Origin of the sequence: Streptomyces sp. NPDC005866, assembly GCF_040629895.1 — a bacterium.
In the GTDB taxonomy this organism is placed as follows: Bacteria; Actinomycetota; Actinomycetes; order Streptomycetales; family Streptomycetaceae; genus Streptomyces.
The window spans coordinates 11,521-37,137 of the sequence record NZ_JBEXWP010000018.1 but is presented as its reverse complement, the minus strand read 5'-3'; the positions used below and the strand labels follow the sequence as shown (position 1 = coordinate 37,137).

The window sequence follows — 25,617 nt, the reverse complement described above, 5'->3', positions numbered from 1 at the left end:
GGTGGGACATTACCGCCGAGTAGCCGCGCTTGTGGAGGGGGAGGAGGCCATCGAGTCCACACCGTTGCTGGGCAGCGGACCGCCGCTGGGCAGCAGTTCGTCGCCGGGCAGTTCGATGTCCGTGCCGGGCAGGGGGAGTTGGGGCTCCTGCGTCTCCTTGGCCCCGCCGGCCGGACGGGACACGGTGGGGGTCGGCGAGGCGGGTGCGGACGGGGCCCGGGAGGAGGCGGCGCTCGGACGGGTGGACGGCTTCGGCATGGCCGGCGGCTGCGACGGCTCCGGGTGCGTCGCGGACTTGGCCCGGTTGTCCGGCACCACCCGGTGCCCTTCCAGGTAGTACGCGTACCAGGCCCTGACCGTGCGCAGATACGCCTCCGAGTGGTTGTAGCCGAGGACCGCCCGGTCCAGCTCGGCCGGGTCGGAGAGGTCCCGTCCGCCCGCGCACAGGTAGCGCCCGGCAGCGAGCGCCGCGTCGAAGACATTGCCGGGGTCGGCCCGCCCGTCGCCGTTGCCGTCCGTGCCCCAGCGGGCCCAGGTCGACGGGATGAACTGCATCGGTCCGACGGCCCGGTCGTAGGCCGCGTCCCCGTCGTAGGTCCCGCCGTCGGTGTCCCGCACGAGGGCGAAGGTGACGCCGTCCAGCCGCGGCCCGAGGATCGGCGCCACGGTTGTCCCGTCCGCCGTCACCCGACCGCCCCGCGCCTGCCCGGACTCCACCTGGCCGATCGCGGCAAGCAACTGCCACCGCAGCCGGCAGCGGGGGGCGGTGCGCGCGAGCTCCGCCTCGGCGTGCTGGTAGGCGGCGAACACGGTCGCCGGCAGCGCGGCGCCCGCGACCGATGCCCCGCGTGAGCCTTCCCTGGTCCGCAGTGGCGGAAGGCCGGTGCGGTACGGGGCGTCGCCCGACACGCTCGGTCCGTGCTCGGTGGGCGCCTCCTCCTGGGGTGCCGATGCCCGTGCCGGGACCGTCCCCGGCGCCTGTGACGCGGTCAGCGCGGCCATCGCCGCCGTCGCGAGCACCGCGCCTGTGACGCCTCTGACTCCGTGCCCTGCCATGTGCGCGCTCCCCTCCCTGTGGGCTGATGTCGTCTGCTCTACGGGGCGGGGCGGGAGGTCCGTCGCGCGAAGCGGGGTGATTCCGGGAGGAAGGTTCGCTCGCGTGTCCGGGGGGTGCCTCTATGTCTTTCGTCAAGCGAGGCGTGGGCTTCGGGGTTCGTAGAAGGTGCCGTCGCGGAGCATCGCGAACAGCACGTTGATCCGTTGCCGGGCGAGCCGGAGGAGGGCCTGGGTGTGGGTCTTTCCGCGGGCTCGGTCGAGAGGCCACCCTTCGGCCAACGGCGCACGTGGTGCCGCTCGTCGCGAAGGGTCGCCCCTTGCGGTTTCACCGGCCAGGAAGAGGGCTTGGCCGGGCCGGTTCAGGAAACGGCAGACGTCAGGTACGTCAGGTACACCCCTCCCTCGCAGTCGGGCATCTCCCGCAGGGTCCAGCGGCCACGGACGCTCGTTGAGGAGAAGTTCGACTCGGCGTCGTCCTTCTCCACTTCGCCCTCCTCAGGGATGTAGCCGGCCTTGGGGAGCCGCTTGTGCAGGAACGCCAGGGTGGTGTCGAAGCCGCCCCGTACGACGGTGGCGACGACGAGCCGGCCGCCGGTGCGGTGCTCCACCGAGGTCACGACCGCGCCGTCGGGCACCGGCAGGTTCTCCGGGAAGTCGTTGGGGAGCGGCAGTGAGGCGGCAGTGGGACAGCCGCCGGACGCGGCACCTGCTGCATTCCCGGCCGGCGGATCGGTTGCCTGCTCCGTCGCGGACGTCGCCACCCGCGGCTCGGCGTGCTTGTTCGCCGCCGAGCATCCGGTGACCGCGGCCAGGCTGAGGACGGCTGCTACCAGTACGGGTACGGCAGCCGGGGGTGATGGCTTCAAGTGGCTTCCTCAGGGCTTCTTGTGCTTGCCGCGAACCACGGCGTCGTACGCGCCGTACAGCGTGTTGCCGGTGGACTGGCGGGCGATGGAGGCCAGCGCGTCGTAGTTCTGCGTACCTCCGGTCGCGCAGGTGCCGGTGCAGCCGTCGGCGTAGGCGACGAGCACGCGGCCCTGGACGTCGGTGGTGACGTCGATGAAGTCCAGGAGGTTGCGGTCCTTGCCGCACGTGGTGCCGCCCGTACAGATCGACCCTTTCTGAACCGGGTCGGTGGGGGTGGCGTCGACGGTGACCCAAGACTGTCCGCCGTCGTAGGTGGTGGCCACGTACAGGTGCCAGACGCCCGTGAAGTTGGCCGCATCCTGATAATTGCCGCCGGTGGTGGTGCCCAAGAAAGTGAACGCGGCGCGATTGTCGTCGCCCGCGGTCACGGCCGGAAAGACGATGTTCTTGATGCCGAGAGCCGCGCCGACGTTCTGGTCGTACAACCACGTCTTGCCCTTGTCGTGGCTGACAGCGATACGCGGCGTGCCATCGCTGTTCTGATAGCCCATGTAGACGGTCCCGCCGGCCCCGACTCCCACGCTCGGGTCCGAGTCACCGGGGGCGCTGGACGGGTTCTTGCGGACGGTCCACGTCAGCCCGTTGTCCTCGGAGACGGCCACGGCCTGATTGCCACCGCAGCCCTTGTTGGGCACATACACCGTGCCGTCCGGGGCGACCTTCACATGCCCGTGCAGGCCGCCGCAATCCAGCAGCGAGTACATCGGAACGGCGGGCCCGTACGTCAGACCGCCATCCCGGCTGACCGCGCAGGAGGCGTCGGCGATGTCCTGCGAGCAGTAGTAGACGGCATTCGGGTACGACGTGACGGTGCCTGGACCGCCCGTGACGAAGGGGCCACCACCGATGGTCTGGTGGTCCACACCGGAGTTGATGCCCGAGCCGCCCGTCGGCGTCCACGTTTCACCGTCGTCGTCGGTGTAGCAGGTCAGGGCTGTCTTGCCGGCGAGTTGCGACTCGAAGGTGCGGTGGGTGACCGGGTCGGTGAACAGGATCGGGTCGAGGCTCGTGGTGCTGCCCTGGGGGCAGCCGTTGGCCGCGATCGCGCTTTTGTCCTGCCATGTGACACCGGCACTGTCGTAGGTGACCTTGAGCGTCGACGTGTACGCCTGGAACATCGCGGCGCCACTCGCACGGTCCACGCCGATCGAGGGTTCACCGGCGTTGTGCGCATCCGTGATGTTGTCGGGCGCCCAGGAGTTCACGTACGTCGGCGGTGTGGCCGTACTCGGCGGCGAATCGGCCGGAGCGGTGATCAGGCTCGCGGTGCCGGTGAAGCTGTCGCCGAGCGGCGCGTACGGCACCACGCGCACGGTGTACGACGCCGACACCGCCGAAAGCAGCACAGTCTCGGGGTCGCTGGAAGAGGCCGAGGTGGCCACCTCTCGGCCGTCCGCATCGAGGACGTACAGGTCGAAGTCGGCGGCGGAGTCCGGCCATCTGATGTCGATGCGCAGGCTGTGACCGGCGTCGTAGCCCGCGGGCACCGACACCTTCAGGGCGTAGTCGTCGCAGGGTTGCGCATTCCCGCAGCTCACCGTCCCGGCAGTGCCGGACACATTCGGGACGGCAAAGGGGCCGGCGCTCCACGTCGTCGTGGACGCGGTGTCGCTGACCGACCCGGAGGGCGGGGTGGCGGCGTCGGCAGCCACACTCGGCAGGGTTCCGGCGACGAGCGCCAGCAACCCGACGGCGAGACTCCCCCTCGACCGCAGGTGAAGGTGAAGGTGAAGACGACGTGCGGAGAAGATAGCCACAGGTACCTCATGGGTTCGCGAGTCGGACGAAGGGTGGTGGTGTGTGGCAGTACGGGTGAGGCCTTCGTTTGCTCTACGGGGAGGCGGGCGGCGTCCGTCGCCAGAAACCGAACTCTTTTCGACACGGGCCGGACGGGTGCTGAGGGGGTCAGCAGGAGTTGCTGAGGCAGGTCGCTCGGGGGTGAGGGAGTCGCCCCAGGCCCACCACAGCTCGACCGCCGTGAAGCCCGCCATCCCGTTCGGGCCGCAGCACCTTTCCCCACGAAAAAGTCTCCCCGCGCGACTGCGCCAGGGCACTCACGAAGGCCTGGTCAGAGGGCGTCGACGCCCTTCACCTTCCAGCCGTCGATTGTGCGGGTGAGCGTCGTACGCACCTGGTTCAGGTCCAGCCGGGGCTCCGGGACCTGAGTGCTCCGGCCGGTATCCGACGCCCGCGACACCGCCGGGAGGCAGACACCCATGCCCTTCACCCCGCCAGGTGACGACGGACCTACATCCGGAGGCCAGCACGCATCGACCCCCACCACGGATCGCGCCACGGCCGCGCTCAACCTTCGCTGCTCCCCGAACCAGGTCGGCTACTGCGCACGCTGCCAGGGCTCACGGCGCGCTACGGGCCCAACGCCCAGGTCGTACGCTGCCGGCCTGTACTTCCGCCGCTGGAGCGAACAGTGGTTCCTGGAGATCAACCCCACCTACCACTTCACCATCGACGGCCAACGCGACTCCCTGTACGACGCCGAGTACGTCCAGAAGATCAAGCGGCTGGAACGCAACAATGCCGTCTACCAGCTCGTGCGCGCCTGGGCCGACTATCTCCAAGGCGAGAACACCCTGTTCAGGAGCCGCGATGAGCGCATCCGATTCGGCCAGCTCCTGAAGCTCGACTGCGACGCCGCCATCGGCGAAAGCGTCTGGAGTCCCGCAAGAACCAGCGCCGAAACCGAGCGTGAACGGGTTGGCCGAGGGACTGTGGGAGCTGCCGCAATGAAAGCACCAGTGCTGCATGAGCCGGAACTGGAGTTCCAGGCCGGAAACCGCCACATCGATCCCCGCTACGGCATCGGCGTGTTCGGCCCCGCCGACGCCGACTCCCCAACCGGACCACAGCAGTGCGGCACGGCGTGGAGACCGCCCGGCTCGCCCTCGGCGCAAGTCGCTTCACTGTCTACAACTATCCGCAGGCTAAGGGTAGTTGGAGGGCCCCGGACGGACACCTGGACTAACACCTTGTGGGACACCCAGGCTGTGGTGGCCAGCCGGGACGGCCTAGACTTTGCCCGGCTGAATGGGCCATCGGGAGGGTGGGGATGCTGCAAGCTGCTCCGTTGCAGGCGGGGGATCCCAGGGAGTTGTCCGGCTACCGGCTGGAGGGCAGGCTCGGTGAGGGAGCACAGGGCGTCGTCTTCCTCGGCCGTGACCGGTCCGGCGATCAGGTCGCCGTGAAGGTGCTGCACGCCCGGCTGGCCGGCGATCGGGAGGCGCGCCGCAGGTTCCTGCAGGAGCTGGCCGCCGCCAAGCGGGTCGCCGGTTTCGGCACGGCACAGGTGCTGGACGCCGACGTGACCGGTGACCGCCCGTACGTGGTGAGCGAGTACGTCGACGGGCCCTCGCTGCAGAAGCTGGTGGTCGAGCAGGGGCCGCGCAGCGGCGGCGTCCTGGAGCGCCTCGCGGTGGGCACGGCGATGGCGCTCGCCGCGATCCACCACGCCGGGGTCGTGCACCGTGACTTCAAGCCGGGCAACGTCCTGCTCGGCCCCGACGGCCCCCGCGTGATCGACTTCGGTGTCTCCCGCGCCCTGGACAGCACGGCCACCCTCACCGCGGGCGCCGTCGGCACCCCCGCCTACATGGCGCCCGAGCAGCTCGGCAGGGGCCCCGTCGGCCCGGCGGCGGACGTCTTCGCCTGGGCCTGCACGATGGTCTACGCGGCTACCGGCTCCCCGCCGTTCGGTAACGACACGGTCGCCGCCGTGATGACCCGCGTTCTGACCGCTGAGCCGGACCTGTCGGGCCTGCCCGCGCCGCTGGCCGGTGTCGTCGCGGCCTGCCTGGCGAAGGACCCCACGGCGCGGCCCGAGATCCGCGAGGTGCTCGACCGGGTGCTGGGTGAGCCGGCGGGCGCCGCGCCGACGAGCACTGCGAGTGTGCCGCCCGCACCGACGGCCACCGCCGTCGACACCGCTCCTGCCGCCCCGCCGGCGAACGCTGCTGCGGCCGACCCGTCGGCGGCCACCGTCACCCGCATGGTGCCCCCCGTCCCGCGCCAGCCGGACGTTGTGCCGACGGTGCCGACCGGCGCCGTAGCGGAGAGCGGTGGCAGGCGCCGGCGGTGGCTGGTGCCCGCCGGGGCCGTGGCCGTGCTGGCCGTGCTCGCGGGCGCCGGCGTCTGGTGGCTGGGCGGCGGCAGCGGGCAGCAGAAGTACACGTCGCTGACCGACAGCGGCTGCCGGATGGTCCCGGCGGCGACCGTGCAAAAGCTGGTGCCGGAGGCATCGGTCGACCGGGACGGCGCGGGCCCCGAGAACAAGGCGACGTACTTCCGGGCGGGCTGCGCCTGGGAGCGCACCGGCGACTCCTCCCCGATCTGGCGGCAGCTGAGCATCGGGGTCTCCGTCCAGCTCGACCTGAAGGACGCGGACCTGGTCGACGGCGCCCCCACCGACGGAGTGCGGCGGGCCGCGGCCGATGTGGCCTCCACCCGGCAGGACTTCGCGTCGAAGGCCAATCGCACCCAGGACCTCGGCGGCGGCTACGTGATGTACTACGGCGCGACCGCGGAGCTGACAGGGATCGGCGACGAGGCGGTCGTCCTCTCCCACCACGAACTTGCAAAGGACGGGGCCCACTACGACCCCGAAGTCGTCGAGATCGACGCCCGCCTCGCCAACGCCGAGATCATGGTGAAGTACAGCTCGGGCGCGAACACCGGTAAGCGGATGCTCCCCACATCGGAGCCCGCGGTGCGGAAACAGGCCGAGACCGTGGCCCGCTCCCTGGTGAACAGCCTCGAGAACTGCACGGGGTGCACCCGATGATTCCGGCGGGCGACGGGGCGCCCGGCGTCTGCCCACTGCACTCCGGCGACCCGCGGGCCATCGCCGGCTACCGCCTTGCGGGCCGACTCGGCCAGGGCGGCCAGGGTGTCGTCTACCTCGGGTACGGCTCCGGTGGCGAGAAGGCCGCCGTTAAGCTGCTGCACGCGTCGTTCGGCGCCGATCCCAGGGCGCGGGCCCGCTTCGGGCGCGAGGTCGAGGCCGCCCGGCGCGTCGCGTCTTACAGCACCGCGCAGGTGCTGACCGCAGACATCGAGGGCACCCAGCCGTATGTCGTCAGCGAGTTCATCGAGGGGCCCTCGCTGCTGGAGTACGTCCGAGCGCACGGACCGCAGCGCGGCGCGGCGCTGACCCGGCTGGCGATCGGCACCTTGGCTGCGCTGGTGGCGGTGCACCGCGCCGGGATCGTGCACCGCGACTTCAAGCCCGCCAACGTCCTGCTGCCGCCGGAGGGCCCCCGGGTCGTCGACTTCGGCATCGCCCGCGTCCTGGAGGCCACCAGCACCCTCACCAGCCAGGTGATCGGCACGCCCGCCTACATGGCGCCCGAGCAGCTGAACGGTGAGCCGGTCACCCCGGCCACGGACATGTTTGCGTGGGGCGTCACGATGGCCTACGCGGCCACCGGCCGGGCGCCGTTCGGCGCGGACAGCGTGGCGGCCGTCATCAGCGCCGTGCTGCACGCCGAGCCCGACCTGGCCGGCGTCGACGGGCCGCTGCGCCCCGTGATCGCCGCCTGCCTGTCGAAGAACCCGGCGGGGCGCCCCGGCACCCGGGAACTGCTCGCCCGGTTCCTGGACGGCACGCCCGAGGACGGCGCCCCCGCCCCGGTCCCGGTGGCCGCCGCGGCCCCCGAGGCCACTCTCCTGGACGCGGCGAGCCGGGCCGTGGCGGACCTGGCAGCTGCCCCCACGGCCACAGCGGTGCCCACACCTCCCGCGCTCCCCGCGTCCGTGCCTCCGCGGCCCACCTCCCCTCCACCCCTGTCGTCGCCCACGGCGCCCGCCGCGAGCCCGTCGCGCCGCCGTCTGCTGATCGGCGGGGCCACCCTCGCCGTCGCGGGCGCGCTCGGTGGCTCGCTGACGTACCTGCTCCGCGACCGCGGCACATCCGGGCAGCCCGGCGGGACTGGGCGGACCACATGGACGCACGCCCTGCGCGGCGAGCGCGTGGAGCAGATCACCGCGACCGCCGACACACTCCTCCTCGGCCCGCCGGGCGGCCCCCTCCAGGCCCTGGAGACGGCCACCGGAAAGACCCGATGGACACACCGGGGCCAGGTGGCCCACCTGACGCGCTCCGCTACCGCCGTCTACGTCATCGGCGACGACCGGCTGAAGGCCCTGGACGCGCACGGCGGCCAAACCCTGTGGTCCGTACCCGTCGGGCACCCCGTCATTGGCTCCGAGGGCATGGGCCTCGCCGTCGCGGGCGACGCCGTGGTCACCGCCGTCGCGCAGTACACCGCCGACGCCTCCAGCCATGCGGTGGTCGCGGCGCGGGGAGCGGCCGACGGCAAGCAGCGGTGGAGCACCGCGCTTCCCACCCTGCTGGCGCAGGGCACCGTCTCGACGCTCACCCTGGCGGCCTCCGCCAAGGTGGTCCTCGTGACCGCGTACGAGACCTCGGGGCAGGCGCCGTCGGCGAGCGCACCCCGTGGGAGCGTGTTCGCGCTCGCGGCAGACACCGGCAAGGAACTGTGGCGCACCCGTCTGAACGTCGCCAGCGCCTTCGGCGGCCATGCCGTGGCCGGCGACACCGTCGTGATCGGCTGGGCCGACATCAACGCGTACTTCTACGCGTTCGACGCAGCGACCGGCAAGCAGCGCTGGCGCGCCCCGCTCGTCGAGGACGGCACGCTCTCCCTCGGCGTCGGCGCGGACACCGTCTACTTCTGCGGCGCGCACCGCGCGGAGCCGGGCGGCAGCAACACCGACCAGGCCGTGTACGCCCTCGAGCTGGCCACCGGCAGACAGCGGTGGAGGGCGCACGAGCAGATGTACGGCGAGACGTGGGGCCCGGTTGGCGGCGGCCTGGTGCTGGTCACCGGTGCCTCCTACGCAGGCATCTGGGCGCTCGACAGCCGCACCGGCAAGACCGTCTGGTCCATCGCCGACATGCCCAAACCCACAGTGCTCGCCGCCAATAGCACCACCGCGTTCCTGGTGGCCGGTGGCGACGACAACGGCAGGAACCAGACGGTTCACGCCTTGCGTATCGCCGACTGAGCCGCAGCCGGCGCGCCGGCAGGGCTTCGGCGTAGTCGTGTGTCGCCCGGTGCGTGACGTTCTGCCAGTTCGGCGGTGCCCCGGAACGTGACAGGCACGCTTCCAAGATCATGGAATTCTCTACACGGGCCTTGACCCGGAATCTTGGACACGGACTATGCGGCTTGGGCCAGGGTAGTTGATGTTGTGTCGAATGCTGTCTCGTAGGCGATGGGACTGCGGCGGATGGTTCTTCATGACCACGAGATGTCCGTTCTCAAAGAGTGTTTTGTTCCGTTGTTGACGTTTGATCCCAAGCGTCGTAACCGTGGTGCCAATCGCGGTGAAGGTGGTGTTGCGGCGTCTGCGAGGATCACGTTGTGACCGATGACGAAGTGTTCGAAGCAGTCCGGGCCAGAGTGTTGGAAGGTCGTCCGACCAGTCTTCCCAAGAGGCCGACGGCTCCTGCGCCCGCTTCCCAGGCCGCTGTGGACAAGGTTGAGCGGGTTGTCGGCTATCCCCTACCGCCCCTCCTCCGCCGCCTCTACATGGAGGTGGCCGATGGCGGCTTCGGGCCATTCGGGGGCATTGTGGGGACGACGGACGAAGAGGTGCTCGAGGGGTATGTCGAGTACCTCGAAGGCGAGTTGGATGTCGATGAGCCGCCGTCGCCGCCTCGGGGAGTGTTCTTCTTCTGCGATTTCGGCTGCGCTATGTGGGCGCTTCTGGACTGCCGTCATCCTGAGGGCCAGATGTGGTGGTGGGAAGAGGGGGATCGCCACAAGTTGGACCTGACGTTCCCGCAGTGGCTCGAGGCATGGCTTGACGGGCGCCTGAGCCCTGATTTCATGGGCACGTTGGAGCTGCAGGAGGAGTCGTGGTTGCGGCCCATGTGGGAGTGATGAGCGTGTTGTCCTGGGCCAACCGACAGTAGAGCGTGTCGTCAAGTATCGCGCCAGTTCGGGGTGGATTCGCGGGTGAGCCTGCGGCTTATGAGGTCGATCATCGCGACGTGGATTATCGCTTCGGATCGGTGGGAGTGGGTCTCGTAGTCGCGTGCGAGACGGCGGTGGTGCATCAGCCAGCCGAAAGTCCGCTCGACAACCCAACGTCGGGGGATCACCTTGAATCCCTTGACGCCGCGGGCGCGTTGGACGACTTCGACGTCGATCCCGAGGCGGGCGCCGTGGTCGATGGCTTTCGTTCGATAGCCGGTGTCCGCCCACGCCTTGGTTACTCGAGGGGTGGTGGCGGAGATCTGGGAGAGCAGGTGGATGCCGCCGGCGTTGTCGGAGACGCTCGCCGCGGTCACCCAGACGGCAAGCAGCAGGCCGAGGGTGTCGACGCCGATGTGGCGCTTGCGGCCTGCGATTTTCTTGCCTGCGTCAAGGCCTTGGCCGGTCGCGGGCACGTTGGCGGAGGTCTTGACGCTCTGAGCGTCCAGCACGCAGGCGCTCGGCTCGGCGCTGCGGCCCTCGGCTTCACGCACCAGGCGCCGCAGCAGGCCGTTGAGCTGCTCGAAGACGCCTTCCTTCTGCCAGGCGGCAAAGTAGCCGTAGACCGTCTCCCACGGTGCGAAGTCATGCGGCAGGTAGCGCCAGGGGATCCCGGTGCGGTCGACGTAGAGGATGGCGTCCATGATGCGGCGCAGGTCGTGCTCGGGTGGGCGGCCGATGTCCAGGCCCTTGCCTCTGCGCTCGGCCCGCCAGGCGGTGAGCGCAGGACCGATCAACTCCCATCGGGCATTGGAGAGGTCGCTGGGGTACGGGCGGTGTCGCGTCATGTTTCGGTAGTACCGCCGGGCACGACGCACCTCCAGGGCGCAAACAGTGTCAACCGGGGGCGCTTTGGGATCAGACAGGAGCGTCTCTCGTCAAACGGGCAGAGCTATGGAGTCTCCAGTCGCACAGCCCGCATTGACCACTCTCGACTCAGCAGCCACAGGCCCCCTCATCCCGCAAAGCGCCACCAAACAACCTCATGGGGACAAAACGCTCTTTCAGAGGGCGTTTGATTTAAGGGCTGTCCCGTAATCGATCTTTGGGTGGCGGGTGATCTGGCAGGAGCGCTGGTGCTCTGGTCCTGGCGGTCAGCGCGGCGTGGGTAGCACCTACCATGCCTTCGTGACGCGACCGTGGACGGTACGAAGGATGGCCGAGCAGTTCGTCGAGCTGCTCGCAATGGCTCCTACCAGCATTGATGACGGCAATCTGAAGTTCGTCCGGGGAAGCCTGTACACCACGCTTTCGATCTGGAAGGACCGCTACGACCGGTCCCTCTTCGGCTGGATGGTCCACACGGACTACCCCGGTCTCGGTGACCGGATGGACGGCTTTGGTGGAGTGGGCATTCGGATCGACCACCCCTCGCCATCCGGCGCCGCAGGTCCGACCGACATCCCTCCCGCTGCCTGCTATCCCTGGCCGGCAGGCAGCGCCTCGCTCGCCTCCGAGGTCACCGCCGGCGTCACTCACTACGGTCCGCCCTCCCTGCGCTTCGTCCGCGACTCCCACGACCTGGGACTGCTGCTCCTAGCGCACACCCACGTTCACCGGGACGGGGTCTGGTGGTTCGCGCCGGCCAACAACGAGCCGGGACGACTTGCGAAGGCCATCCTTCTGGCTCGTCAGTGCGGTGATCAGGATCTGGAGCGGGCGGCTGTCGCCAAGCTGCGAAACCGCGGCGAGGAACCGGTAGCTCGTCGCCCCAACTACCTGTTCCGGCAGGCCGTCGCCGACTGGTCCAGACAGTACGCCAAGGCGACCGGCATCGATCTCAGTGACCTGGCCAAGCTCAAGCGGAAGCGCCCCCAGTACCCCGAGACCCCGTAGCTCAACACGGCTTCTCGGGGTCGGGAGATGATCTGGCCGTGATCACGGCATCGGAGCCCCGCTGGATAAGCCCGTTCACCGGGCTGATCCCGCAGCAGTTCGGCACGCTCATCACCGCTCTGCGAAAGGAAGAAGCGGCCCCGATACGCAAGGGACGACCATGGGGTCTGCCGCTGGAGGACCGCGTGCTGCTCGTCATCGCGTACTGGCGAACCAACCTGACACTGCGACAGCTCGCCCTGCTCTTCGGGATCTCGAAGTCGGCTGCCGACCGCGTCATCGACCACCTCGGGCCCACCCTCGCTCTGCGCCAGCGCCGGCGGTTCCGCAAGGATGCCGTGCTAATCGTGGAGGGCACCTTGGTTCCCACTCGGGACCACAACATCGCCGAGCGTTCGAAGAGCTACCGGTACTCCACCAACCACCAGGTCGTCATCGACGCCGACACTCGGCTCGTCGTCGCCGTCGGCCGGCCCCTGCCAGGCAACCGCAATGACTGCAAGGCATGGGGGCTGTCCGGCGTGAAGGCCGCCGTCGGCAGGACAACCGTGATCGCTGACGGCGGCTACCGCGGCACCGTTCTGATCATCCCGCACCGCCGTGAACGTAACCAGGCCGAACTACCGACCTGGAAACAGGAGCACAACGCCTCCCACCGCAAGGTTTGCGCCCGCGTCGAGCACGCCTTCGTCCGTTATGCGCTTGGCGAGGTTGTCGATCGAGGCGATGTGGATCACGGATTCGGAGCTGGCGGGGAGGGTCTCGTAATCGCGAGCCAGGCGTCGGTGCAACATAAGCCAGCCAATACTGCGTTCTATGACCCAACGCGTTTTTACGACTTGGAATCCGCGAACCTTGGGGTTTCTGTTGACGACTTCGACATCGATTCCGAGGCGAGCGCCGTGCTCGACGGCGGCGTTCTTGAAGCCGGTGTCGACCCAGCTCTTGGAGATGGTCGGGTGGGTGTTCTTGGCGTGGTCGGGCAGTCGTATTCCTACGGCGTTCCCCGACAGGCTTGCGGCGGTGACGGTCACGGCGAGGAGGAGGCCGAGCGTGTCTGTGATGATGCCCCGCTTCCTGCCGACGATCTTCTTGGCGGCGTCGGTTCCCTGGCTGGTCAGGAGGACGTTGGTGGAGGTCTTCACGCTCTGGGTGTCGATCACGGATGCGGTCGGTTCGGGCTTGCGGCCCTCCTTGACGCGGGCCGGTCCGGTGAGGGCGTAGTTGAGTTGGGCGAGGATTCCCTCGTCGCGCCAGGCGGCGTAGTAGGCGTAGACGGTGCCGTGGTTCGGGAAGTCGTGTGGGAGGTATTTCCACGGGATTCCGGTGCGGTTGACGTACAGAAGTGCGTCGAAGACTTCCCGCAGTTCGACGGAGGCCGGCTGTCCGGTGGGTCTGCGGTCGAGCCGGGCTTTCCGCCAGGCGGTTAAGGTCTGCTCGATCAATGCCCATCGGGCGTCCGACAGGTCGCTGGGGTGCGGCTTGCGCTGGCTCACGGTGGTGCTCCTACAGGAACAGCACCGCTGGTGGCATCATTTGACCGATAGGGCGTTTCTGTTCGATCAACAAACCAGACGGAATCCAGGTACCACAAGCGGAGTAAACAGGCGGCCGGAGGCCGCCCCCCGGCGTGCACAAAGAGCCACGTAAAGTGCAAATCAAGACGAACGCCGCTGGCAGCAAAAGCGACTTGACCTTGATCGTTCATGAGTCCCCGTCAGCTGACGGGGACTCATGAACGATCAAGGCTAGATAAGCAACAGGCCATTAATGGGGGCGTAACACAACGCCCATAGCGTATCGAAAAAGCAAGATCATCTCGTGCAGGCCCTGATGTCCACCCAGGGCGATGTCGACAAGAGGATCAATAGACATGAGCACATTGAACAGACGTGGCTTCATAGGTGCTGTGGGCGCGGTCGGCGCGCTGGGCATCGTGGGCGGGACGAACGCCCCAGCCTTCGCACGGGAGTCGGCCGTCCCGCAGACGGCGGCCGGTACGTCCGGGCTGCGGCACGGGGAGGACAGCTTCGTCCTTGAGGAGGCGACGGTCGCCGACATAGTGGCGGCGTTCGACTCGGGCGTGCTGACGTGCGTGAAGCTCACCCAGCTCTACCTCGCGCGGATCGCCGCCTACGAAGACGCGGGCATCCGGCTGAACTCGATCACGACGATCAACCCGGACGCGCTCCGTATCGCGGCGGAGCTCGACCAGGAGCGGCAGCGGAGCGGGCCGCGGAGCCCGCTGCACGGCATCCCCGTATTGCTGAAGGACAACGTCGACACCTTCGACCTGCCTACGAGCAACGGCTCGGTCATCCTCAAGGACTCCATCCCGCCCGACGACGCGTTCATCGCCGCCGCGCTGCGCCGCCGGGGCGCGCTCATCCTCGGCAAGGCGTCGATGGGCGAATTCGCGGGTGGCAGCTACAACACGATCGACGGGCAGGTCACCAACCCGTACCACCTCAAGCGCAACACGGGCGGATCGAGTGCCGGTCCGGGCGCGGCGCTGGCCGCCAATTTCGCCGTGCTGGCGATCGGCACCGACACCAGCACCTCCGTTCGGGGGCCCGCCTCCTACAACGGCATCGTAGGACTTCGGCCCACGACTGGGCTCATCAGTCGTGACGGCGTCGCGCCGAAGAACCTCCTTTTCGACACCGCGGGCCCGATGGCGCGCACGGTGACCGATACAGCACTGATGCTCAACGCGGTCGCCGGGGAGGACAAGGCCGATCCGCTCAGTGTGGAGGTCTACGAGAACTACCCTCAGCCGTTGCGGAAAAAGGCGGCGCAGGGCCGGCTCGACTACACCAAGTACCTCGACAAGGATTCACTCAAGGGTGCCCGGCTCGGCGCCGTGCGCGACTTCTTCGGAGGGGACCCGGAGATCGACGCGCTCGCGGAGAGGGCGCTCGACACCATGCGGCGGCGTGGCGCCGAGATCATCGACATCCACCTCGATCCCGCGTTCCTGGACTTCTACGTCAGCAACGGCGGCACGAACATCAGGAAGATCGCTGATTACCGGTTCAAGGCCGACTGGGAGAAGTACCTGGCGACGCTCGGCCCGAAGGTGCCGAAGACCGTGGCGGAGTTCGTCCACATCTACGAGACTGTGGTCAACAAGTCGCCGCTGCCGGTAGAGCAGAGCGTCCTCGACCTGCTCAAGGGCTCGTTGACCACCTCGGCCGAGATGCCCGCGTACAAGAACCTGGTCGAGAACGTCCTCCCGGAGGCGACCCGGCTGAAGCTCGCGATGTTCGAGAAGCACCACCTCGACGCGATGGTCTTCCCGTACTGGAGCAGTTTCGCGTCTCCGATCAGCAATCCGGCGTTCAGTATCCCCGACCCCACGTATGTGCCGTCCAACCGCCCGCAGCCGGCGATCTTCGCCGGCTACAGCTCGATCGGCTTCCCCGGCATCGTCGTGCCGATGGGCATCGGCACGCAGGGACTGCCGATGACGATCTCGCTCATGGGCAAGCCCTACAGCGATGGCCGGCTGCTCGGGTACGCATACGCCTATGAGCAGGCTTCGCAACTGCGGGCGCCGTCCCCGCTCGTGCCGCCGCTGCCGGACGAGACACAGGCGCGTACCCCGTAACTACGGTGACTGGCTGAGGTATTGGGCGTGGCAGTGAAGTTCCCTCGAGGCCGGGTAGTTAGCGTTTTCGCAGGTCAGGCATGGGGCTCGTCATCTATGTGATTGCCGTACAGCGGCCGGTGGGGACTCTCTTGATTAACCCCCGGTCCAGCGAGCGAGTTGTCGATAGGTGGCGACGCGGGAGATCGCCGAGGAGCTCGGCGATCTCCTTTGCGCGCCAGAGCCGATCGGGTTCCATCTGCAGGATGGCCAGGACACGTGTCATTCGGTTGCTGGTCCTGCCGTTGCCGGTGTTCTCCCGGATGGTCGTCGCGGGCAGTGCGGGCTCGGGCGACGGGGGCGGCAGGAGAGTGATCGTCGTCGAGGTCACGACCTTGCTGCCGTCGGGTCGTCTGCTGCTGTTCCCCCCGGTCCCGTCGCAGCCGGCGCAGCTCGTCCTTTTCCGCCCGAACAATACTTTCGAAGGCGCCGACAGCGTCCCAACTCGCTGACCGCTGACTTGGGTCCGCATCCTGCACCTGACAGAGGCCCGATATGACCCGCTCATCCCTTATCGACGGGAGAGGGCGGACGATACGAGCCGTACATCTCCACGCCGTCACCTACCTGCGTGACCCTAATTCGACCCGGATTCGACCCGGCCGGTTTGTTCAACGCGTAAACATGACCTCTGACCTGCAGAAATAGAAGGCGGCAGACGAGTCGGGCTGTACGCCGGGTATTCCTGGAGCACCTTTCTGACCTGCGCCTTTGCGAGTCGCATCGGCTGTGACCTGCTAGGTCGGGTTGCAGAGGCGATCGGAGGCAGTCAGAGGAAACCGCTCTGATTCGACCCCGGTTCGACCCGAGCCGCTCGGAGCCGACCAGAGGCAACCACCCTCTGGTTTGGCTCGGAGTCGGCCCAGGTCGGGACGGTGTCAATCGGGCTGTGACCTGCAGGATCGCACTCCGAGTCCATCTCGGTCGAGCTGCGATGGGGACGTCTGCCTCCGGTACGGAGCCAGGCATACGAATGCCTCCAGGACGGCACATCCTGGAGGCATCGCTGGCACCGATTGGAGGTCGGTTCCGGACACCACCCGTGGTTTTAGCGGGCCTGGGTGGCGTCCACGTCCTTGCGAGACGACTCCACAGTGGCACACCACACCCACCAGACAGACACACCCCGACGGACATTTCACCCGAGCGAGCGACTGGGACTTCACCGGCTGCCTCCACCCGCGGCTGATCTCATCCTGCTCGGAGACCTCACCGGCCGCTACGCGACGGGAAGCTACAGCAGGCTCGGCTCTGACGGCCGGACCGTGGTCCTGCGCGAGGACCGTCAGGGCGCGGCCGAGCACGGGCACCGGATCACCGCGGCCATCGCCTGCCACGTCGCCCGCGCCGGCGGAACCGTCGACCAACTGACCCGGCTGCTGCTCCACCTCGACCACGAGGGTGGCCGGCACGCCCGGCACATCGCGCTGCGCTCCGGGCAGGCACGTGCCCTGGACTACATCCGCCGGGTGTGGGCCAGCGCCTCGGCGGTGGTGAGCAGCACGCGAGTCCTGGAGTCGCGTCATCAGGCGCACGAGGTTCTCGCCGCGCTGCGGGATCGGATCGAGACGACGCCCTGGCGCGGGGAGCGGGGACGGACTGCGCTGCGGGTACTGCGGGCGCATCTGACCTTCGCCGAGATCGCCGGCGGCCCCCTGCACCACGCCAGTGAGCGACAGACCGCCGAGGAAGCAGGCGTCTCCCGCACAACCCTTCGGGCCGTCTACGAGACGGTCCTCAAGCCGCAAGGTTGGCTGCGCCGCCTGCGAGTCGGCCATGGCCGGGAGGGCTCCACCTGGTACCTCGCCGACGGCAACACCCCCGCTTCGCTGTCTCGTTTCCGGACCACTCAGTACCCCCCCGCCCTGGCACTTGAGGAGTGGCCCACCCCTGAGACAGGCGCGGCGGCCGACATCGATTCCACCGTAATCGGCCAGCTGATGGGCCACGACGCCTTCGCCCACCACGGCCTTGGTAGCTCCGCACTCATGATCATCGGCGCGCTGCATGCCCGGCCGACCCAGACCATCGGCGAGCTCGTCGGCTCGGCATCGGTGTCCCGGGCCACCGCCTACCGAACCTTGCGCCGCCTGGCCGACCACGGCCTGGTGCACCACAGCGGTGAGACCTGGAGCCTCGCGCCTCGCGCGCTGGAGGGCTTCGGTAACGGCCTTCCGGATGCGGTTCCTGGTCCGACCGCGCACCCGGCACAGGGCTGGGACGTGGTCGCCCGGCAGTACGGCACCGCGGGCGTCGCGGCCCGACGCAAGGCGCTATACGCGGCCGAGCGCGCGGCGTACCGGGAGGCGCTGGACTGGTTTGCGGAGCACCGCAGCAAGGCCGTGGTGATCGTCCGCGACGGCCGTCAGGTCCTGGTCCCGGCACCTCGTCCCGACGAGATCCCCTCTGCGTGGCACGCCCCCGGTGGGTGCGTCCTCGATCCAGTAACCGGTCGCGCCGCTCCTGACTGGCGGATCGCCACCGATGGACGGCTGATCCTCATCACCCCTGCCGACCAGCGCAGTTACGACGAGCTGGCCGCCGCCCATGTTGAAGCCCTCAGCGAATGGGAGTCCGTCGCATGAGCCCAGAGCCCACAGTCACACCCGATGCGAGGGAGACGGTGACGCCCGAGTCCCTGCGCAAGCAGTACGAGTCCGGCGCCACGGTCGACGAACTCGTGGCCAGCAACGGCCTGTCGTACGGCACGGTGCTCAACCGGCTTCACGACGCCGGGACCGAGATGCGCACGTCGTGGCAGACCCGCAGAATGCGCCAGGATCCACAAGCGCGCCAGCGTCTCGCGGCCCACCTGCGCACCCTGTACGAGGAGCACGGCGCGACCCTCACCGCGCTCGCCGCAGCGGGGGCTGGGACGAGGCGTGCTGCCCGGCGCCTGCTGATCGAGGCCGGCGGCACCGTGCGCACCACGCAGCAGACGCTGCGGATGCGCGCCGCAGCGCGCGCCGACGAGCGGCAGAAACTCGCGCTGTCGTTGCGGGCACGGTACGAGGCCGGCGCCTCCGTGCCGGAGCTTGCCGAGGACTGCAACTACTCCGTGGCCACCGTCTACCGGCTCCTGCACCAAGCAGGCACCCACATGCGGCCCCAGCACAACCACGGCTCGGCCCGCGACATGAGGAAGCGGCCGTGAGCGCCTCCGTCATCACGTTTTCCTGGCACATCGAGAAGCCGACCGGGCGCCATCCCAGGCGCAGCGCTGCGGCACGGGCGCCCCCATCGCCAGCAAACGACCGCTCTCGAACGTCGGCGCTCTCGCTGACGCGCACAAGACAACGCAACTGCCATTATCAGGAGATCAAGCACACGTGAACGAGAACACCCGTATCAAGACCCTGGCGGCGGCCACAGCCCACGCCTGGGACGCTTTCGTGATCGTCGTCGGCATGCTCAAGGGCGGCACCGGCAAGACCACCTCCGCCTGGTTCATCGCCCTCTACTACGCCGTCGTCCTCGGCCTGCCGACGCTGCTGCTGGACGCCGACGCGACCAGCCAGTCCGCCTGGGACTGGTACAAGGTCGCCCAGGCCGAGGGCTTCGAGATCCCGGAGAACCTGGTCATCGAGCGGTACCCGTTCGATGACATCGCCGAGTACATCCGTGAGAAGCGTGCCGAGTTCGGCGCGATCGTGGTCGACGCCGGCGGCGGCAGCGCGAAGCTGTTCCACGAGGCCGTCACCGAGGCGAACCTGCTGCTCGTGCCGGTCGCCCCCACCAAGATCGAGCGCCGCAAGCTCGTGGCCACCTTCGACGAGGCGGAGCGCGCCGCCGCCCGCAACACCCGTGACGTCACCGCCCACGTGGTCCTCGTGAAGGCCGACGACCGCACCAGCCTGCCCCGCAACGCGAAGGACAAGCTGCTGGAGCCCGCCGAGGGCGAAGGCATCGGCCCGGACCGCGACGAGCCCTTCCCGCTCGCCGAGACCACCATCCACTCCTGGGTGCACTACATGGAGTCCTTCGGCGAGATCCCGACCGAGCTGAGCGAGTACGCCGAGCTGATGAAGGAGCTGACGGCATGAGCGAGCGTATGAAGCCCCCGGCCCGCCGCACCGGTCGCACCCTCGGCGGCGGGGCCAAGAAGGCGGCCCCGCCGCCCCCTCCCCCGGCCGCCGAGCTCACCCCCGAGCAGTACGCCGCAGAACAGGCCGCCGCTCAAGGTAAAGGCCGTCCCCCTGCGAGCAAGGCGCAGGTTCAGCCCGCTCCTTCCGCCGTTCCCGCCGAGGCACCGGCGCACGGCCGGACCGAGGCGGTGCCCGAAGTGGCGCAGACCTCAGCACAGCCGACTGCCGAGGCGCCAAGCGGCCCGGTGCCGGAGCCGGCTGCCAGTCAGCCGAATCACCCGGCCGTCGACGTGCCCGAGGCGGCGACGGAGTCCGCTGGGATGCCGGTGGAGCGGCAGGTGACGCCTGCGGTCCAGGCCACGCAGCCGGCCGAACCTGGTGCGCAGCATGGTCCGCCTCCTGTCACGTCCGCGGCTGCTGGTGCGGCTCCGGCCGCCGAGGTGGCCATTCGCCCGGCCGTTCCCCCGGTGGCGGGCGGTACGGCGTTCCCGGTAAGGACCGATAGCCCGGGGGCTCACCAGGAACAGGACACCCGATCGCAGGAGGCGCCCAGCGAGGGGACGCCGTGGGCTCAGGGGCCCGGCCGTCCCAAGGACATTCCCGAGGTCGCCGTCATTCTCAACCAGCGCATCATCGCTCGCGAGAGCCTCGACTCGTCGGTCCCCGCCGCGCTGAAGCTGAAGAAGCGGATCAAGCGCTTCGCGCTGGACAACGAACTCGATCACCTGCCCATCGGCGACATCGTCTCCGTCGCGCTGGACGAGTGGCTCACCGCCCGCGGGTTCTGAGCCCGACTGCAGTGCAGAGGGGCGGCCACCCCACGCCAAGGTGCGGCCGCCCCTCGTGCCGACTATTCCAATAGCCCAGTAGGCGGATAGCTATCCGCCTAGCCGGACCGACCGGAGCAGCTCTCGTGCCTGATCACTCCCCCTATGCCCGCCGACTGCGGGAAATCGCAGACGCGCTCGACGCGGAGTTCCAGCCAACCGACGACGCTCTTACGCCACACCCCGACACCCTGAACGTCATCAAAGACCGGCACACCAAGCGAGGGCAGCTCAACCATGCCGTTCCTGAAGTTCTTCAGTTCCAGCGCCGGATCCGCCGGTGCAACGCCGACACCGACATCCCTCACGGTGACATTGTCGCTCTCGCTCTTGATGCTTGGCTGCGTGCAAAGGGCTACCCACCGGACCTCAATCCACCGGGGCAGAAGTCCTTTAACCAGCCGTCTCACAGCGGATGACACTGGGGGCACCGTACTTCACGGTGAGAGTGGCTCTGCCAATCACTCCAGGTCTCGTTCTGTCCGCTGCGGGGTGCCCTGGCGAATCTTCATGTCCGCCCCCAGCCGGGCTATGACGCTCGATTCGACATAGGGGTGTTGGCCTTGGTGGTAGTCGTCTCGTAGCTGCATTCGTTCGTACCAGTGCCACACGATCAGCTCAAGCTTGTGCTCCATCAGGAAGTTCTGGAGGAAGGACTTCCCCACCAGGATCGCCCGGCTGTCATTCCCAAGTTGTTCGTAGTGGGTGAACATGGGCGCGCCAGCAGAGTCGAGCCAGCTGGGGCCCCGCATATCGAAGGTCAATCCCGCGGCTTGTTGGATGAAGGTCGCGGGCAGGACAACGCTTGCGGTTTCGCCGATGGAGCAGTCGAGGATGCTGCCTTCCCAGGTGTACTGCTCGATGGTGGGTACGACCCCTATCTCTTTTCCGCCGATCGATACCCGACGAAGAGTGTCGTGCCGGTGTGGGCAGTTCGGTCCAATACGACCCACTTCGCCGACATAGCAGCAGTCGGTGTGGCCATGTGAGTCGAGGAGATCGCGGGTGTCGTGACGTGATTCGTCTCGCAGGGCCTTTAGGAGGGCTTCGGCATCATCCGCCTGGACGAGCAGTGTGTGGATGGTGCTTTTCTCCCGCAGGCCACGCCATCCCTTATCGGCCATCGGATCGACCTTGTTCACGAAGCTCTCGAGTGCCACCCAGTCGTGGCCTTCTCGGTCACTCAGGAACAGGGAGTCGGCAACGGTCGGCTCGGAGGCGGTATCGGCCAGAAACCGTCTGATGTCTCCGCGGTATCGGCTGAAGTCGAGTGGGGCTGGTGGCCAGGCTTCGAGGCTGATCAGCGGCGGGCTCCACGCCGTTACGCCGTTGCCGCCTTCTTCGTTGAAGGCGTGGTAGTCAATCGGGGGCAGGCTGGGATCGATCTCGCGGTCGCCGATGATCTGGTGCAAGCCCTCATAGAGCTCGCTACTTCCGAAGTGCCGCGATGCCTGGTAGTTGTCCGCAACTCGGGCCAGCAGCTCGTGGTAGGCCATCCACTGGTACTTCTTGCCCCAGCGTTCGGCCTTGTGTCCTTCTCTTCCACCGCGCCCACGGCTGATGCGTCGGTCTTCGTCTCCGAACAGCTTGGGTGTCCAGCCGAGACTGAGTGTGCGGCGGAAGATCCAGCGGCACGCGATGTCTGCCGGGTAGTCGTGGTCCACCGGCTGGGGATACACGAACGAGGCGTCCCAGAGCTTTCGCTGCTCTTCGCTCAGCGGATCCTCTGCACGGCGCAGAAGCGACTTGAGCCGGCTCAGTGCTTGCTCTTCAGGGTTGCGCAACTTGTCGGCCAGCGTCACCTTCTGTTCTTCACTCAGCGACGCGACGAACTTCTCCCAGCGGCTCTTGATGAACCGCGGCTCCCGGGGCTGCCGTTCGGGATACGTCTGCCCGAGGCGGTAGCGCGAGAAGTGGTGAACGCCAGACTGGACGACGTAGCGGGCGAAATCACCCATGCCCATCAGCGAGAGATAGATCGACAAATAGCTCTCGTCAGCCGACTGCCCCTCGCGCCCACCGTACTTGGCCTTGATCGTCGCCTCCGTCGGTGGCGGACCAGGCACCGCCAGCCCGTATGGGCGCCGGGACGTATCGAGCACCGAGGCAGGTAGCAGCTGCTGCGCTACGGCCCATCGGACGACACCGCGGGCAGCGTCGAGGAGCAGCTCGTCCGGCCGGACGGGTGGAGCGAAGACCAGCCTGTGAACCAGTTCTGCGAGAGATTTTGCCTGATCAGCTTGTTGAGGGGAGCTACGCAGGAGCGCACCGTAGGCGATCGCGACTACACGCTGGACCACGAAAGGATCGTCGACCGCCCAGAAACGCTCGACGAGTGTGCGCATGACGTCGAGATGCCCACGTAGCAGTTGCACCAGGGCTTTGGTGGTCCAGTCCCGCATGAATCGGTTCGGAGAAGACAGGAGCCAGCACAGGGGGATGCAGGCAAGCTCGACTACCTTGGCATCGTAGGCGGGATAGGGCCCCGCTGCCGCCCAGCGGGCGAGTCGGGCTGTCGTGCCCGAGGCGTCGGACAGAGCGTGATACATCGCGATACCGAAGTCGCTGTCGCGCTGGGGCATCTTCCGCTGCAGGAGATACCGGTGCAGCCCCTCGCCGTTGAGTCGGTTGTCGGGCTGCGGTGCAAGGGCGAAGAGCACCTCGTAGAGTGCCGGTCGACGCAGATAGCGCTGAGCCTCGTTCAGCAGGTCGATCGTCCGCTGAGTAACGGCTTCCGAGGCACGGTACGGCAGGGTCTCCACAAGTACCTCATAGAGCCGGCGGGCGCGCCGGTACCGGTTCCAGGCGTCCCTGTCTTCGTGTCCGTCCGGCGCCTCGATCATCCTGATACTCAGGAAGTCCAGCAGCTCCACACCGTAGACCTCGGGGAACAGGATGGTCGCGGCCTCATGGATCCCCCAACTACTCTCCTCCGTCAGCCACTGCCTGACCGCTTCGTCTTTCAGCGGGTCGTCTGACAACGCGAGGCGACGCCTCAGGAGCAGGAAGTCAGCGAAGGCCTGGAAGACGATGCGAACGCCTTCCCCAGACCTTCCGCTTCCCAGGTGGAGACGCTCACGTGTGAGCACGCCCTCCTCCTGCAGAAGGCCCAGAAGCCGCACGGCGTCAATTCGGGGGTCTTCGAGCGACGAGCTGACTGTTTCATGAGCGCTGGCAGCGCTCATGCTCTCGCGGCCAAGCCGGGACAACTCATCAAGGAGAGCGTTCAGCGCATGGCGGACATGAGTCTGTGCCGCCTCTAGCTCGTAACTTGAGGTTGCGTCGGGGCGAAGGCGGCGAGCTACGGTGCGAAGCTTTGCGCCCAGGTAGCGCTCGAAGATGGCGACGCGTCCCTGGTGGCCGGTTGGAAGCGAGTGAGTGTCGGCCTCCGAGAGGCTTTCGCAGTACAGGCGGAGGAAGAGCGGCAGCGTGAACTCGGGCGTCAGGAGCGGAATTTTGGGGGCTTCGAGACCATAGTGATCGAAGTAGCGCTGTGTCGCCTCGACTTCCCGTTCGGCGAATCCCGGATGTGTGCGGTGGACGTAGTGTTTGTCCTCGGTGCCCTCCAGTACGAGATCACGGTAGGTGTCACGGCAGGAGACGACGAGGGCGACGTGCGGATATCGGGCGACGGCGGCCCGCAGCCTCGGGAGGTGCGTTCGCCAGAAGTCCGCCGGTGTCGTCTCGTTGAGCGCATCGATGAAAATCATGAAACGGCTACCAGACGTCGTGGCAGCTTCGCCGGCGGCATCCATGGCGCTCAGGAGCACATCGCTGCCGACCGGCTCCAGGCCGAGTTGGTCCGCGACGCTCACCCAGAGGTCGCCCCTGCCGAACTGCGCACCGGCCAGGAACACTGCGGGGCGATCAGCGAGCAGAGCACGGTGGGTGGCGTCGAGGAGCAGGTGTGTCTTGCCGGACCCTGCTTTCCCTGTCAGAAAGTAGGTGCGCTGCCGGAAGGCGCGGCCGACCGAAGACTCAAGCCACGAGTGCAGCTCGTTGATCGCTTTGTCCAGCACACCGACGCCATAACCCTCGGCGCGTTCCGGAGGGTTCTGGTTCCGCTTGGAGTCATCGCTCGGCAGCTCCCGCCACTCGGCCTTCGCCCGGCGCTCGTAGTCCCTGGAAGCTTCAATGGCTTCAGCAGTGGCCGACAGCTGATCTTTGAGGTGCAGGAGTGTAGTTGGAGGATCCCCAGCTTGTGCTGCGATGGTGCTCGCGGTCGACTTCAGGGCTGCTGCCGCGTCATGGATGGCTTGATAGGCGAAGGCGCCAGGGGCGTCCTCATCCTTGACCAGGACGTGTAGATCGTTTACGGCGGTGATGACGTCGCGGCGCAGACGATTGAAATGAGTGAGGACCGCCTGGTCGAAGCCGAGCGCGATGAGGTCTTCCTGGATGGGAATGTCGACCTGCAGGTCGGGCCGGTACTTCTCGCCGGCAGCGTCGGCCTGCTCCTTGTAGCGCTGCTCCAGCCAGTCGCGCCCGAGCACGACGTGATTCCACCAGAACCAGCGCCGACCGCGGTGCTCAGGCTTGGACAGCTCGTCCAGCAGGTCGCTCTCCTGCACCAACTCGAACTGAATCCTGTCGGCACCGGAGATCGTTTTCTTCCAGGTTGCGACCTTTGCCTCGTACTTCTGTCGCTGAGACTTGCGCTCCCCGCCGCGCGTTCCGGTGGCAAGGTTGCAGGAGATCGCGAACGTCAGCTTGCGGAGTTCTGGTCGCTCCTTGGCTACGCGCTTCACCGAATCCGTCATGGCGGTCAGCAGCGGATCGATGCCCTCCACATGCTTGGCCTGCCAGCCCCACTCCGTGCCGTCCTGCAGCGTGGCGTACCACTCCACACCGCCGTCAGGGTTACCGGTTCGGATGGCCTGAGTACCTGTTGGCACGCGGTTCTTGAGCAGCTGATACGACAGCTCTTCGAATGCCCGACTCTGCTCGCCGTTCCAAGCGCGTAGCGTCCTGAAGCTCAATCCGTCTCCACCCCTCGTATTCCCTTCCGGCTTGTAGACCCAGATGCGATCACCCCTATGCCCGTCGGGGCCGATGCCAAGTCACAGGACTGGCGGAGCAGGTGAGGAGCCATGGTAGGCCCGGCGCCGCTCGGCTTCGCCACTGAGCCATGACCACATGTCTGGCCTCAAGTGCACAGGGGCCGAGCCCGGTCGCCAGGCGATCTTTGCACCGGAAGCAAGGGTGCGCATCACCCATGGAAT

Annotated in this window: 19 protein-coding genes and 2 pseudogenes; 11 read left to right on the top strand and 10 right to left on the bottom strand. The window is 67.8% G+C overall.

Annotated features, from left to right (window positions below; genetic code table 11):
- Positions 1-9: 9 nt before the first annotated feature.
- From ABZ396_RS25150 to ABZ396_RS25125, 6 genes and pseudogenes are all read right to left on the bottom strand, one after another.
- Positions 10-1,056 (bottom strand): lytic transglycosylase domain-containing protein, encoded by a 1,047-nt coding sequence (locus tag ABZ396_RS25150; protein WP_358916292.1) that lies wholly within the window; start codon positions 1,054-1,056, stop codon positions 10-12.
- A 132-nt stretch (positions 1,057-1,188) separates the two neighbouring features.
- A pseudogene (locus ABZ396_RS25145) lies at positions 1,189-1,311 on the bottom strand (IS110 family transposase); the annotation flags it as partial.
- A 104-nt stretch (positions 1,312-1,415) separates the two neighbouring features.
- Entirely contained in the window at positions 1,416-1,922 is a 507-nt protein-coding gene (locus ABZ396_RS25140) for a hypothetical protein (protein WP_358916294.1), read from the bottom strand.
- 9 nt (positions 1,923-1,931) lie between these two features.
- Positions 1,932-3,635 carry a sialidase family protein gene (locus ABZ396_RS25135; RefSeq protein ID WP_358916296.1) on the bottom strand — a complete coding sequence of 568 codons (1,704 nt, stop codon included), beginning with the start codon at positions 3,633-3,635 and terminating at the stop codon, positions 1,932-1,934.
- A 416-nt stretch (positions 3,636-4,051) separates the two neighbouring features.
- Positions 4,052-4,201: a hypothetical protein gene (locus tag ABZ396_RS25130; protein ID WP_358916297.1), complete on the bottom strand. Its 150-nt coding sequence runs from the start codon at positions 4,199-4,201 to the stop codon at positions 4,052-4,054.
- 139 nt (positions 4,202-4,340) lie between these two features.
- Entirely contained in the window at positions 4,341-4,784 is a 444-nt protein-coding gene (locus ABZ396_RS25125) for a hypothetical protein (protein WP_358916299.1), read from the bottom strand.
- 266 nt (positions 4,785-5,050) lie between these two features.
- Between ABZ396_RS25125 and ABZ396_RS25120 the strand changes: the two genes are divergently transcribed.
- The 3 genes from ABZ396_RS25120 (at position 5,051) to ABZ396_RS25110 (ending at position 9,905) form a co-directional block, all read left to right on the top strand.
- Positions 5,051-6,778, top strand: coding sequence for a serine/threonine-protein kinase (locus ABZ396_RS25120; RefSeq protein ID WP_358916301.1), 1,728 nt, complete (start codon positions 5,051-5,053; stop codon positions 6,776-6,778).
- Positions 6,775-9,024 carry a serine/threonine-protein kinase gene (locus ABZ396_RS25115; protein ID WP_358916303.1) on the top strand — a complete coding sequence of 750 codons (2,250 nt, stop codon included), beginning with the start codon at positions 6,775-6,777 and terminating at the stop codon, positions 9,022-9,024. The genes ABZ396_RS25120 and ABZ396_RS25115 overlap by 4 nt, the downstream gene beginning before the upstream one ends.
- Positions 9,025-9,383: 359 nt before the next feature.
- Positions 9,384-9,905: an SMI1/KNR4 family protein gene (locus ABZ396_RS25110; RefSeq protein ID WP_358916305.1), complete on the top strand. Its 522-nt coding sequence runs from the start codon at positions 9,384-9,386 to the stop codon at positions 9,903-9,905.
- Positions 9,906-9,946: 41 nt separating this feature from the next.
- Here ABZ396_RS25110 and ABZ396_RS25105 read toward each other — a convergent pair whose 3' ends face one another.
- Positions 9,947-10,786 (bottom strand): IS5 family transposase, encoded by an 840-nt coding sequence (locus ABZ396_RS25105; RefSeq protein WP_358916307.1) that lies wholly within the window; start codon positions 10,784-10,786, stop codon positions 9,947-9,949.
- Between the two features lie 367 nt (positions 10,787-11,153).
- On the opposite strand from ABZ396_RS25105, the gene ABZ396_RS25100 reads away from it, so the two are divergent.
- On the top strand, positions 11,154-11,834 hold the full coding sequence (locus ABZ396_RS25100) for a hypothetical protein (RefSeq protein WP_358916309.1): 681 nt from the start codon (positions 11,154-11,156) through the stop codon (positions 11,832-11,834).
- Between the two features lie 32 nt (positions 11,835-11,866).
- A pseudogene (locus tag ABZ396_RS25095) lies at positions 11,867-12,529 on the top strand (transposase family protein); the annotation flags it as partial.
- Here ABZ396_RS25095 and ABZ396_RS25090 read toward each other — a convergent pair.
- Positions 12,455-13,330, bottom strand: a complete 876-nt coding sequence (locus ABZ396_RS25090) for an IS5 family transposase (protein WP_358916311.1) — start codon at positions 13,328-13,330, stop codon at positions 12,455-12,457. The pseudogene ABZ396_RS25095 and the gene ABZ396_RS25090 sit on opposite strands and share 75 nt — an antisense overlap.
- Positions 13,331-13,707: 377 nt before the next feature.
- Between ABZ396_RS25090 and ABZ396_RS25085 the strand changes: the two genes are divergently transcribed.
- The 6 genes from ABZ396_RS25085 to ABZ396_RS25060 all read left to right on the top strand — a co-directional run bounded on the left by ABZ396_RS25085 (position 13,708) and on the right by ABZ396_RS25060 (position 20,356).
- Entirely contained in the window at positions 13,708-15,444 is a 1,737-nt protein-coding gene (locus tag ABZ396_RS25085) for an amidase family protein (protein ID WP_358916313.1), read from the top strand.
- A 245-nt stretch (positions 15,445-15,689) separates the two neighbouring features.
- Positions 15,690-15,935, top strand: a complete 246-nt coding sequence (locus ABZ396_RS25080) for a hypothetical protein (RefSeq protein ID WP_358916315.1) — start codon at positions 15,690-15,692, stop codon at positions 15,933-15,935.
- An 813-nt stretch (positions 15,936-16,748) separates the two neighbouring features.
- A complete protein-coding gene (locus tag ABZ396_RS25075; protein ID WP_358916317.1) occupies positions 16,749-18,068 on the top strand; it encodes a helix-turn-helix domain-containing protein in 1,320 nt (439 codons plus the stop codon).
- Positions 18,065-18,637 (top strand): helix-turn-helix domain-containing protein, encoded by a 573-nt coding sequence (locus ABZ396_RS25070; RefSeq protein ID WP_358916319.1) that lies wholly within the window; start codon positions 18,065-18,067, stop codon positions 18,635-18,637. The genes ABZ396_RS25075 and ABZ396_RS25070 overlap by 4 nt, the downstream gene beginning before the upstream one ends.
- Before the next feature lie 175 nt (positions 18,638-18,812).
- Complete coding sequence (locus ABZ396_RS25065; RefSeq protein ID WP_358916321.1) at positions 18,813-19,526, top strand: ParA family protein; 714 nt, start codon at positions 18,813-18,815, stop codon at positions 19,524-19,526.
- Between the two features lie 8 nt (positions 19,527-19,534).
- Entirely contained in the window at positions 19,535-20,356 is an 822-nt protein-coding gene (locus ABZ396_RS25060) for a hypothetical protein (RefSeq protein WP_358916323.1), read from the top strand.
- A 98-nt stretch (positions 20,357-20,454) separates the two neighbouring features.
- Here ABZ396_RS25060 and ABZ396_RS25055 read toward each other — a convergent pair whose 3' ends face one another.
- Positions 20,455-20,703, bottom strand: coding sequence for a hypothetical protein (locus ABZ396_RS25055; RefSeq protein ID WP_358916324.1), 249 nt, complete (start codon positions 20,701-20,703; stop codon positions 20,455-20,457).
- 153 nt (positions 20,704-20,856) lie between these two features.
- Complete coding sequence (locus ABZ396_RS25050) at positions 20,857-25,374, bottom strand: hypothetical protein (RefSeq protein ID WP_358916326.1); 4,518 nt, start codon at positions 25,372-25,374, stop codon at positions 20,857-20,859.
- Positions 25,375-25,617: the final 243 nt, after the last annotated feature.